The following is an 11977-nucleotide window of genomic DNA, read 5'->3' on the forward strand; positions in this document are numbered from 1 at the left end:
ATGCTCATACCTTCGGCATCATAACGCCCCTTCGGTTAATCGAACAGGCTGCGCAGACCATCGGCAGGCGTGTCGGCGAAGCGCCATCGAAGCTCGATGCCAGCGATCGTGACGAGGGTATCGGTGTCGGACAGGTCGACCGATTGCGACAAACCGGCCGTCAGCTGCCAGTCCGGGCCCAGCGGAATGATGGCCCGTGCGAAGCTGGACGGGCCGGCTCCGCCGTACCGGTCGATCGCGAAGCCTGCGCCCGCCTGGAGTTCGATGCCGTCCTGGAACAGGTAGCTGCCCGTGAGTTCGAAGCTGTGTACCTCCCGGTTCTCGACCGGCAACGGTTCGAACGTCACGCCGTTGCGGGTCACGCCGTCGACCGACAACGGGTATTCGGCATCGACGCCATAGGACATGGCTAGGCTCGGCTTGTCGGGACGCAGGTTGTAAGTCCCGCGCGCCCGGACCGCCAGGGACCGCGCCAGCGAGTCGGTCTCCAGGCGATAATTGCGCAAGCCGAGCCCGCCGCTGAGTTTGAGATCCCCGAAGGACTGGCGACGGTCCAGCGACACGCGGTCCACTGTACCGCCCTGAACGAACCCTTCGGTGAACCCCCAAGCAGGCTCGAGCACCGTCGCTTCAAAGCGGGTGTCGGCGTCCGGCTCGATCCAGTCGTAGGCGAGACCCGCGCCGGGACCGCCGCGGCTCGCGAACAGCATACCGCTGACGCGGTCCCCGTCCTCGCGGTGATAGCGCAGTTCCAGTGCTCCGCGGTGACGGACGCCGTCGAAATCCCGTAGCTCACCGTCCTCTCGACGCACGTTCTCAATGCTGGCGAAATCGCTTCGGGCGTTCGCGTAGATTTCCAGCCGCTCGCTCAAGTAGTCGCGCGCCTGGTAAAAATTGCGCACGCGGCTGTCCTCGCTGCCGGCCAGCCGCCAGTCGATTCGCGCGCTTACAAACGGGCGGCGGGCATCCAGCAACTCACGGTAGGAGCGGTTCAAGAACTCGCTCTGCGGGCGTCGGTCCAGGGCGTCGCGGTAGTCCTCCAGCGCGGGGATCCACCGGCCGGTTTGGCGATTGATGTCGGCCCGGGTCGCCAGGATGTCGGCGTTCTCGGGGTTCTGCCGCGCCAACTCGGTAAGCTCCGCGCGGGCCACCGCGGTGCGGCCGGTGCGAGCCAGGTATCGGGTGCGCAGCAACTCCTTCTGCAAGCCGGCATCGTCGAGCGATTCCCGCTTATCGGAAGCCGATGCCGCGTCCGGTTCGGATGCCGGCGCATCCGCGGACCGCGTTTCCGGTTGGCCGCGGGACACCTGCATCGCGATCCCCGCGCGGGTCGGATCGAGTTGCATGCGGATCGGTTCGGTGAACACGATCAGCACGCTGTCATAGCCGTACTGCACCCCGGCGACCCAATCCTCCAGCGATCCGGGAAGACTTTGAACCGGCGTGCCGTCGATGGCACCGGTATAGCGCAGCACGACCTCGTGCGGGCTCGGGTGCTCGATGGATTCCAGCGGAACACCGGTTTCCACTGCGATGCGCACCTGCTCGGCTGTTGTCGCCTGGTCGACCCTGACCGCCAGCTGCGGCGGCCCGCTGTCCCCGGGCGACTGCGCCGGGACACCGCCCGTTGGCAGCAGCAGGCCGGACGACACGGCAAGGGCGGTCAGCGGCTTGGCGCGCGGGGCCGTCATGATGCCGGCTCCCCGAGCACCTGGGCCACGCGCTCTAGCCGCCCGTTGTCGAGCAGCATCCGCAGGTAATGGGGCAACGCCTGGCGCCGGGCCTGGGCGTTGTCGAGCAGGGCGGCGAACGCCCGCTCGGCCGCGGCGTCGCCGTCGGTCCGCCGCAGAATCAGCGCCCTCGTGATCCGGGCGTCGAGCGGCGGCTGGCTGGTACGCTCGATGATGGTGAGCGCGTCCGTGTAGAGCGCCTGCGCGGCTTCCGGGCGGTCGCGGTCGCGCCTTATTTCGGCGAGCTGGTAGCGGCTGCGGAAGTCGTCCGGCGCCGGCTCCGCGGCCAGGTAGCGGGTCAATAGGCGGTTCGCCAGGTCCCAGTTGCCGCGGAAGAACGCGATCTGGCCGCGGTTGCGCACCGCGCCCATGCGATCCGGCGAAGCTGCGAGCACGCGGTCGTAGGCCCGCGCGGCGAGGTCCGACATCGCGGAGGCGAAGGCGATATCGCCCGTCCGCCGCAGCCGCTCGGTATCGGGGGCGGTCTCCAGCGCGCTCATAAGAAGCGCGCGCAGGCGCTCGCGCGGCCCGTCTTGCTGCAAAGCCTCCAACAGGACCTCGGTCACGGGATCGAAGCGTCCCGGCCGCGCCGGGGTTTCGACCAGACGCAGCATGCGCTGGGTGCCACCGCGGTTCATCAGGATCCGAGCCCAGCCCGCGCGCGCCTCGACCGTTTCCGCCCGGCTCAAGCGTGCGCTCAGCCATTCCAGCGCGTCGGCCGGCGGGCGCGGTCCCCAAAGCCAGAGCAGTTCGTTGACGGACGGCGCATCGTGCGGGGCATCCGCGGCCACGATCCTCAGGCTTTCGACCGCAGCGGCCTTGCGGTCGTACGTCAGCAGCTGCTGCGCGAGCGCCCTGCGCGCGTCGTCCGGACCCTCGAACCGCCGACTGTAGGCCACCAGATAGTCGCCGGCGGCGATCCGCCCGTGGAGCCGGTCGAGCAGCGTCAGGTACTGGCTGTGCCAACCCTCGCGCCCGCGCAGGGCCAGGTCACGCACGTGCGGTAAGGCGGTGCGTTCGGCTTCCAGGTCGAGCAGGCTGTAGACGTACTGTTCACGCGTTTCGATCGACAGCTCCGTGCGCCGGAGCTGCCTGTCCAGCAGCCGGGCCGCGTCGCCGGGGCGCCCGGCCTCGCGCGCGGCGGTGACGTAGCGCGGTACCCACTGGTCAGGGTCGCTCTGTGCCAGGCGGGCGAGATACGGCAGGGCTTGCCGCTGCCCGCCGGCCGCGAGCAGCAGGTCGACGTACCGCGCCAGTTCCGCAGTGTCGTCGCCGGCTCTGCGCAGGCCGGCGATCGCCGCCTCGCGGGCTTCCGGCTCGACCGGGGCACTGGTGTCCAGCGCGGCGCGGAGCGCGGAGACGTAGTCGGCGCGCACCCCGTCCCGGTCGACGAGATCCGGCTCTTCCAGCAGGGCGCGCAAATGCGTCAGGGCTTCCTGCGGTTGCCCGGTGTCCATCAGCGTGACCGCGAGTTCCCGGCGCCGCCGTTCTTCCGGCTGGCGTTCCACGCGCAGTTCCGCGACCTCCAGGGCGAGGCTGTCGGCGCCACCGGCGCGGGCGGCGTAGAACAAGTCGTCCAGGTGCTGGTTGTCGAACTTCTGCTTATCCGTGGCCCGCCACCACTCGGTCGTCACTTGTGCGCGCCCGGTTCGCGCCGCCAGCAGCGCCCAGCCAAAGGCCGCGTTGAAGCTGTCCGGCCGCTGTTCCCGCACCTCCGCGAACACGGGCAACCCCGTCTCCGCCGCGTCGAACGCCAGATACAGCCCGGCCGCCCGGCGCAAACCCCATTCCGGCAGCTCGCCGTCGCGGTCCCGGCGGATCGTGGCGGACAGGTGGGCCAGCGCGTCGCCGCGCCGGTCCAGCTCCACCAGGACCTCAACCAGCTGGAATCGGGTGCCGATCGTCAGCTCCGCGGTCAGCGCCCGGTCCGCCCAGGCGTTGGCCTGCTCAATACGTCCAAGCGCCAGCGCCAGCCGGGCCGCCAGGACGGGCGTGGCGCGCAGCGTCTCGCTGCCCAGCGCGGACACAACGGCGTCCGCCGCCTTTACCTTGCCGGCGTCGACCGCCGAGCTGACCAGGTTGCGGAGCGTCTCCTCCAACAGTGCGGCGGGGCGGTGGCGGCCCAGCTGCAGGGCTAGATCCAGCCGCTCCAGATCGAGCGCCATGCCCACCGCGAGGTCAAGGCCCCAGCCCGGCAACCGCTCGGCCGCGTGCAACGCCATTAGGCGCTCCAGGCCGCTAGCCGGATCGCCGGTCGCAGCCTCGGCTTCCGCCAGGAGCACTTCGATCACGTCTTCGTCGGGATAGCGCTCGTGGGCGGCCATCAGGAACTGGCGCTCCACCTCGGCGTCGGCCCGGCTGCTCAGGGTGTCGGCGAAGTCGGTGACGGCCTCGGGCCCGCCGCTGCGGTTCACCCAGTTGAGGGCGGTCTGAACCGCAGCCTCGGGCTGGTTGTTGGCAATCTGTAGACTGGTGAGCAAGAGGGCGGCACGCTTGGTAAAGCTGTCCGCGCGCGTTTGGCGCCAACGGTTGAGGACGTCGATCGCTTCGGCGACGCGGTAGCGCCCCGCCAACAGCCGGGACAGGTCGAGGAAGTCGTCGGGTTTGGCCTGCGGCAGCGCGACCAGCTTCTGCAGGATCCGGATCTGTTGCTCGATCCGGCCCAGGCGGTTGTAGATCTGTGAGAGTTTGCGCAGCGTCTCCGGCTGCGGGTCGATCTGTCGCATGCGCTCGAGGACGCGGCGATAGTCCTCGTAGCGTTGGTCGTAATGGTAATAGCGCGCCAGACGGCGCAGAGCGCCCAGGTCGTTCGGGTTCTTCTCGACGTAGGTTTCGACGACCTTGATGGCCTTGGTCACCTGGGCGTAGTGGATGTAGAGTTCCGCCAGTCCGCGGACCGTTTCGACCGACAGGTCGCCGCGGGCCCGCATCCGTTCGTAATTCTTCAGCGCCTCGCTGTACTGTTCGGACTTGTAGCGAACCAGCGCCAGCTGTCTGGTCTCCGGCACGAACAGCACGCTCGAGGCGAGCAGGACCACCGTAAACAGCAGCACCCAGGGCAGTTGACGCTTCATGACGCTAGGCGTCGACCGGCACTATGGTGACCGTGGCCGGCCCCTTGGGCCAGGGCCGGTCCAGGCGGGGTCCCAGGTCGAACGCGATCTCGCCGTCGACATCCGGCTCAACGGTGAAGCGCGCGGCCTGCTGCCCCTCGATCCGGACGGTAACCACGCGCCCGCGTTGGTCGCCGACGTACCAGCGCATCGCGCCATCCAGATAGCCGGCGGTGCGGAAGCTGAACCGATTGCCCTCGCGCCGGAGCTCACGGATGTCCCAGGCCGCCTCGATCAGGTAGGCCGGGTCGGCGCGCGGCGCGCGATCCGGCTCGGCCCCCGTGCGCAGGGCGATCACCGGGCGGTCGACCGCCGGATCCAGCGCGACGTAAAGCCGGCCGTGCAGGTGCCGCTGGCCCAGCACGCCGTGCGAACGGGCGAAGTCGACCGCCTTGAACAGGGCGCGGTCGAACCGGACGGTGTGCAGCTCTCCCCGGTTCAGGACCGCCCAGCGCGCCTCGCCGCGCGGCTGGAAGCGCATCGTGCGGAACCCCTGAACCGCGCGGGCGTAGGTGGAGGTGGCCACTGGGACCAGCGGCTGGGTCACCGCGTAGTCAAGGTTCCGCTTGAGCGCGGCCAGGCTGGCCTGCCGATCGCCCGAGTACATGTGATAGTAGACGTTGAAGGCCGAGATGCGGCGCGGCCGCTCCTCGTTGCGCAGCGTCTCGATCAGGTAGCGGAAGCCGAAGTAGCGTCCGGTCCAATTCTCGGTATAGGTGTTCTCGTTACTGTTCGACGCGAACACCTGCCAATGCCCGTCCACGTCGATGCCGTAGGGCGCGCTCCAGGCATACGATGGGTATTCCGGGTCAAAACGGCTGTCGCCGCCATTGATGTTGGCCATCCCCGTGCGCTCGACCGCACCGATCATCTCCGCAAACGGCGCGGTGTTCCCCGACCACTGGTAGGTGCCCACAGCCTTGCCGGGCGGCGCCAATTCCGCGATCACCGTTGTCGCTTCGTCGATCTCCAGGTTGATCGAGAAGGGCTCGATCGCGTATGCGCGCGGGCGTTCGTACCCCGGGTAGCTGGCGATGCCTTCGAAGCCGGAAACCGCCCCCTGATCCAGCCCGAGCGCGTCGCGCAGACGCCCCAGCGCCCCGACCAACCGGTCGGAGCCCGGGTAGCGGTCGAAAAACCGGCGCTCCCGCTCGCGGTGATCGTTGCCTTGGAAGAAGTCCCAGGCGAACGGGTGGCTGTAGGTGTGATTGCCGACCTCGATGTGGGGCATGGCGAAGATCCGTCGGGCGATATCGCGGGACTCCGCGCTGCCGAACCAGTCCGTGTCGAGTTCGGCGGCGATCGGTGCGACCGTCACCGGCATCTGCGGATAAGCTTCGAAGATCTCGCGCCGGATCACCTCGGCGGCCATCGGCGGCTTTTCTTTACTGCCGCCGGAGTAGCGTTCGATCATGGTGCGGTTCAGCCACCCGTCGCCGTCGATGTGGCTGTAATAGACCCGCCTTCCCACGCGCGTGGTCGGGTCGGGTTTCGGTTTTTCATCGGTGTCGAAGGCCCGGGCGAAGAAGCGGAAGGGGTCGATCAACCAGGCCCGCAGCGGCGTTCCGTCGTCCGACTGCTCGCGGTAGACCGCGAAGTTTAGCGCCGCGAACCCGCCTTTCGGCGATGTCATGACCAGGTGCGATTCCCGGCCGCCGCCTGAGCGCGCGCGGATCCAGGTCTTGGTTCCCGAATGATTCTGACCGACCACCGGAAAGGCCGGCAGCGGCGACGGCAAGTCGCGCTCAAAACCTGTGAGCTCCGGCTCCGCGTGCACCAGCTCGCTGTCGAAGGTGACCTGCACGCGGCTGTCCGTCCAGTCGATGCCCAGCCGGCGGAGCGCGCGTTCCCCGGCACCTCCGGTGTCTTCCAGGCGGAAGCCGGGGTGACCAAGCATCACAAATTTGGTCTGGGTGCGGGCGACCTGTTGCAACACTCCCAGGTAGCGGTCCACCTGCGCGATGGCATCCGGGTTATCGAACCACGTCAGCAGGCCGTGCGCGTCTGCGATTTCCTCGTCGCTCGGCAGGTTCTCGGTCACGTCATAGTAGACGACGTGCAAGCCGAGATGGTTGAGCGGCATCTGCGCGATCTGATGCACGCGGCTGTAGCGGGCACGGGTGCCGTCGCCGCCCTCGTAAAGTGCGATCACCGTTCGGTCGGGCGCGGGCATCGCAGGGCGGTCCGCGGTCGCGGACGCTCCCGTCAAGGCCGCCAGCAGCAGAACGGCCAAACCCGCAAGGCCAGCGTGGCGGATCACTCCGCCTCGCTCGCCTCGGCCTTCGACGGCTCGGGGATCACGCTTTGCAGATCGACCGTCGCGACATAAGGCCAGAATCCGTTGGCACGCTGTATGCGGTAGATCTCGCGGATTTTGTCGTGGTCGTCCGGCGGCCAATAGTCCAGGGTCAGCACCTGTAGGTCTGGATTGGCTTTCGCTGCGGCGCTCAGCCGGTCGACTTGCCATCGATAGGCTTCTTCCGAGCGGAGAGAGTAGCTGTCGGTTTTGAAGTCGTAGTCGGTGTAGACCGATTCCCCAAGCGCGTAGTTGATCGCGCTGCCAACCCGCGGCAAGACCTCGTAGCCCCGGTTCAGAATAAGCTCGGTGTCCGGGAAATGTCGGTCAAGGCTGCGGATGATGCGGACGGCTGCATCGTTCATGCCGGCGAACTCCTCCGGTTGTTCCCGCTCCAGCAGAATTGAGCTGTCCACGGTGTCCAGCATCAAACCGTCAAAACCTTTGCGAATCATTTCCGGTACAAGGTCGTAGATTAGCTTCTCCAGCCATACGTCTCGGCGGATATCGATCAGATAATTTTCGGACCAGTTCGGGTTTTCGCGAACGATAAGATTTTCGCGCCGCGCCCAGGCGTAATGATCCCGGTAGGCTTCGATCTCGCCGATACTAATATACCCAAATACTTTCGCTCCCTGATTGCGCACTTGAGAGATCGGGGGGTGCGATATGGCATCCAGGACCGCAATGTCGTACTGGCCGAGCGCCCGCGCATCGCACTCGCTGCTGTAGCAAACGGCCCACTTGCCTGCTTTCACATCAGCGGCCGCGGCGGCCGAAAGTATGCCGCCGACAACAACTGTAGCAACGTACGTGAATTTTGGGCATATCATAACAAAACTTCGTCCGAAATAGCAGCCGAGTTTTCGCAATACATTATGCAAAGTCATTTTTGCTCGATCTGACCCCAAATTTTTTGTGACAGCGATGCTTCTTCTTAGGGTTTTGTTGTCCGATTGACGGTGCGCTTGGATGGCTGGCAACTTTTTGGGTACCCATGATGTCACGCTAAGGCCACCGACTATATCGAACGAAAGGCTAAGCCGGCAACGCCGATGCAGTTGTTCTGATGATTCTTGGCTGGGACGAGCCTCCCGCTCGGCGCAAGGTCGTCACAAGGTCGGCGCGAGGATATCGGTGGTCGGTTAATTTCGAGGCTGTTCATACGGCCGCTCCTGGCCCGAGGCTGCTGCGATGCCTGGGGCGGAGCGCGGCGGCTCCGCCCACAGGTTCAGACGTCGACCTTCTCCGCGATGGCGAGGGCGTCATCGACCTCGACGCCCAGGTAGCGGACAGTGCTCTCGATCTTCGTGTGGCCGAGCAAGAGCTGCACCGCACGCAGGTTGCCGGTGCGGCGATAGATCAGCGTCGCCTTCGTCCGACGTAACGAGTGCGTACCGAACAGCGCTGGGTCGAGACCCGCAAGCCCGACCCAGTCGCAGACGAGCCGGGCGTACTGGCGCGTGGACAAGTGGCGGCCCTGGCCGCCGCGACCGTCAAAAAGGTAGTCTCCGCCGGTCTTTCCGGCCCGCCGAATGTGAGCATCGACGGCCTCGCGGGTCTGATCCGTCAGTTCGAACTTTACTGGGCGCCCGGTTTTCCGCTGGCGGATCGTGGCGCGGTCGAGGGCGTAGCCGTGGGGCGCGACATCGGCGACCTTGATCGCCACCACATCGCAGCCACGCAGCTTACTGTCGATCGCCAGGTTGAACAGGGCGAGGTCGCGAGGTTTGCCGGCGAGCTGAAGATGCGTTCGGATGGCCCAGACATGCTTGGCTTGAAGCGGCGGCTTCGGCCCGATGAGCTTACCGGAATTCCAGGCCGTTCCCTTGCCGGACTTTGAGGACGTCTCGGACATTGCCTCGTCTCCTTGTTTGAGGTTTCGCAAGGAGCGCAACATGCCAGCCTAAAGCCCAAGGACGTCGGTATCGGGGCGCGCCCGGGCCGCGGAATACGGGCGACGGGACATGCTCAGATTGAACGATGCTGTAATGCCGTTGACGGTTCGCGTTTTTGTTGCATCATTGGTTGCATGAAGCAGAAGCCCTACGACTCCGCTCTTGCCACTGTCTTGCGCCGTAAGCGTGCTGAGGCTGGTCTGTCGCAGACCCAAGCTGGACGCGCCGTTGGGCTCACCTTTCAGCAGCTGCAGAAGTACGAAAAAGGCACCAACCGAGTGTTCTTTTCGCGCTTTGTCGAGCTCGCGAGCGTCTACGGCACCACGCCCGAACAGATCCTCGCCGAAGTACGACAAGAGCTCGCCGCGGAAGCGCCCAAAGCCGAAGCCTCCGATAGCCGTGAGACGATGCAGCTGATCCGGCTTGCGCATGCAGTCCCGAGCCACATGCTCCGTCCCGTCCTCGACCTTCTCCGGTCGATCGCGAAGTCGATGCCGGATGAGCGGTCGTCGTAGAGCCCTTTCGATCGCCGCGGTAGCTGCGGTCCTGGCCGTCGCGGTCGCCAGCCCGTCAGCCGCCCAGAGCGTGACCGGCCGGGCGAGCGTCACCGACGGCGACACGCTAGAAATCCGGGACGTCGATATCCGGTTGCACGGGATCGACGCCCCGGAAAGCGCCCAGACTTGCGTCGCGGGTGGCCAGCGGTGGCCGTGTGGGCGCCGAAGCGCCAACGCGTTGGACGCCAAGATCGACCGCCGCACCGTTCGTTGCGAGGGCCGTGACCGGGACCGCTACGGTCGCCTGATCGCCGTCTGCTACCTGGGCTCGACGGACCTGAACGCCTGGCTCGTGCGCCACGGCTGGGCGCTGGCGTACCGGCGATATTCCCGAGATTACGTTCCTGAAGAACGACGTGCCGAAGCTGACCAGGCCGGGATCTGGCGCGGACGGTTCGTGCCACCCTGGGATTGGCGCCGGGGCGAGCGGCTAGGCGGCCAGGGTTCTAGGGGCTCGTCCTCGTCCCGCGACCGCGACCGCGACTGCGACTGCGGCGACTTCGCGACCCAGGCCGAAGCCCAGGCGTTTTACGAGGATGCCGGTCCTGGCGATCCGCACCGGCTCGATGGTGACGGTGATGGGCGTGCCTGCGAAAGCCTGCCGTAAGCGGGGGCGCCGGGCGGTGCAAACCGCGAGGATCGCCGCGGGTACCACGATGGCCCGAGGGCCATGGCGATTGATGGCTCGAAACCAGCCGAAGCTATGAAGGCATGCTGCCGCAGGAGGTGACCCAGAGCCGACAATTTCAAAATCGCTCAAATCAAAAAGTCCCCCTAACAGCACACCGCTTGTTATATATTGCACTCATCACGTTTGCCCTGAATTTATATAGATTTTCCGTTCATCGAAACAAATCACCGTCCAAAGAATGTACTGACTTCCGATAACGTCCGCAAGAACCCAAACCGCCATTGACTCTCTTTGTGATACAAAAAATCCGATGGTAATTTTTGGTGTACGTTTCTATCGAAGCTGTCTTTATACGATTTGCTAAAGCCGACGAACAGTCCGTTGACTCCACTGTTATAATACCAGCGCACCGTAAGAGGTGTTTCGGACCCGCGGCGGAAATTTATGTTCCTTTTCTGCACCCGAGGCCGCAATTGCGATTTAAGATGGTCACATGACCTAAACTCCTCAAGAAACGCGTTAAGAAGATGGCCAAACCCTGCCGCATCCGCTGCATCAACGATCTCCCTAGTATTCGGCTCCGTGTTTCTATTTTCAGCTCGCCTCCGCAGCTTAACGAAGTTGTGTTTGACGACTAGCCAATCATAAAATTGCGTTAGTAACGGATCTTGCTTGTAGCCGGTTCCGCTGAACGCTTTGAGCATGATACTGGTGTCACAGCACCGTAATTTAGAAGCTAATGCCGAGTCAAAAACCCGCGTTTCTTCTCGGACACGCTCTGCGATGAAGTCTTCGAAACCAAAATATACCGGGTATACGGTCGATCCGATTTCTGCATTACATTTTGAGATTTTATGAAGATGAACATCGTATCTATGGATTTGCCGTGCTATGTCAGACGGGTTAACTTCATTGTTACCGGTTGCGACCTTATTTTCTATAAAAAGGAACGTTGGCCGAGGTGCGTTGAAGCGCATTAGCACGTCAACACGATCATTCCCCTTACCGCTGAAAGTCAAGGCAGTGTCGTTGCCTCGCGAGACCATGTCTAAGACATATTCAGTCTGTATATCTAGTACGTCAGTGGGTCTTGGCACCGGGATGCGCAGGTGTTCAAAGAGCTGCGTTGCAATTTGTCTCCGCGCATTTGCGGGCTCTGGATGCCTTAAACCGTTCAAAATCCACGCCCACATGGCTGAATTGGAAAGTTCCCTTGGTGCGAATTCAAACAAGTTATCAGCCAGACGACTAACCAAACCGACCCCCCAAGTTTGTTCTCTTGACGGACACACAGATACTTCCATGCCATCGACAGGAAGGTCTCTGCAATCTTTTGGGCGGTGCTGACCGCGTGACGGCCGCTCCTGGCCCGAGGCTGTCGGTGAGGGTCGCAGAACCGGGGTCGGGAGTACCCTTGACACCGGACGGCTACGGCGAGACGGCGCGCTTCGGGACCTGACCCGAAGCGGCTGAAACCTTAGTTGCCGATGGCCGTAAGAACTCTCCGACACAAGCTGAGATCGGTGTGATGTCCCAGTAGTGCATATAGCGAACCGCAGTGGTACAATGCCAGAAAGTGGGCCAGATGGAACTCCGGCCAACGACTGAATGCATCGGTCAGCGCCATGACAGTGTAGAGCAGGGACACCAGTTCCTGTGACAGCGCCCAGACCGAAAACATCGTGTGGATCGAGTAGTGTGTGCCGACAGCCGATCAAGATCAATAAAGCCTCTATTTATTACGAACTTTGA

The 11977-nt window shown here is 64.3% G+C and carries 8 protein-coding genes; 2 read left to right on the plus strand and 6 right to left on the minus strand.

The genetic code is table 11. The annotated features are described in order from the left end of the window. Window positions 1-35: 35 nt before the first annotated feature. The 5 genes from CKO28_RS15100 to CKO28_RS15120 form a co-directional block, all read right to left on the minus strand. The gene (locus CKO28_RS15100; RefSeq protein WP_200341631.1) at window positions 36-1691 is read right to left on the minus strand and encodes a hypothetical protein; all 1656 of its coding nucleotides are present in this window, start codon (window positions 1689-1691) and stop codon (window positions 36-38) included. Beyond that, the gene (locus CKO28_RS15105; RefSeq protein ID WP_200341632.1) at window positions 1688-4804 is read right to left on the minus strand and encodes a tetratricopeptide repeat protein; all 3117 of its coding nucleotides are present in this window, start codon (window positions 4802-4804) and stop codon (window positions 1688-1690) included. The genes CKO28_RS15100 and CKO28_RS15105 overlap by 4 nt, the downstream gene beginning before the upstream one ends. A 4-nt stretch (window positions 4805-4808) precedes the next feature. After that, complete coding sequence (locus CKO28_RS15110; RefSeq protein WP_200341633.1) at window positions 4809-7016, minus strand: polysaccharide deacetylase family protein; 2208 nt, start codon at window positions 7014-7016, stop codon at window positions 4809-4811. 83 nt (window positions 7017-7099) lie between these two features. Next, entirely contained in the window at window positions 7100-8029 is a 930-nt protein-coding gene (locus CKO28_RS15115) for a glycoside hydrolase family 191 protein (RefSeq protein ID WP_200341634.1), read from the minus strand. A 341-nt stretch (window positions 8030-8370) separates the two neighbouring features. Continuing rightward, window positions 8371-8997 (minus strand): tyrosine-type recombinase/integrase, encoded by a 627-nt coding sequence (locus CKO28_RS15120; RefSeq protein WP_200341635.1) that lies wholly within the window; start codon window positions 8995-8997, stop codon window positions 8371-8373. 174 nt (window positions 8998-9171) lie between these two features. Between CKO28_RS15120 and CKO28_RS15125 the strand changes: the two genes are divergently transcribed. Together CKO28_RS15125 and CKO28_RS15130 are read left to right on the plus strand one after the other, a co-directional pair. Further along, the gene (locus CKO28_RS15125) at window positions 9172-9552 is read left to right on the plus strand and encodes a helix-turn-helix domain-containing protein (RefSeq protein ID WP_200341636.1); all 381 of its coding nucleotides are present in this window, start codon (window positions 9172-9174) and stop codon (window positions 9550-9552) included. Next, on the plus strand, window positions 9536-10201 hold the full coding sequence (locus CKO28_RS15130) for a thermonuclease family protein (RefSeq protein WP_200341637.1): 666 nt from the start codon (window positions 9536-9538) through the stop codon (window positions 10199-10201). Before CKO28_RS15125 ends, CKO28_RS15130 begins: the two co-directional genes overlap by 17 nt. A 248-nt stretch (window positions 10202-10449) precedes the next feature. On the opposite strand, the gene CKO28_RS15135 is transcribed toward CKO28_RS15130, so the two are convergent. Next, window positions 10450-11529 (minus strand): hypothetical protein, encoded by a 1080-nt coding sequence (locus CKO28_RS15135; RefSeq protein WP_200341638.1) that lies wholly within the window; start codon window positions 11527-11529, stop codon window positions 10450-10452. Between the last annotated feature and the right edge of the window lie 448 nt (window positions 11530-11977).

The organism is Rhodovibrio sodomensis (assembly GCF_016583645.1).
GTDB lineage: Bacteria > Pseudomonadota > Alphaproteobacteria > Kiloniellales > Rhodovibrionaceae > Rhodovibrio > Rhodovibrio sodomensis.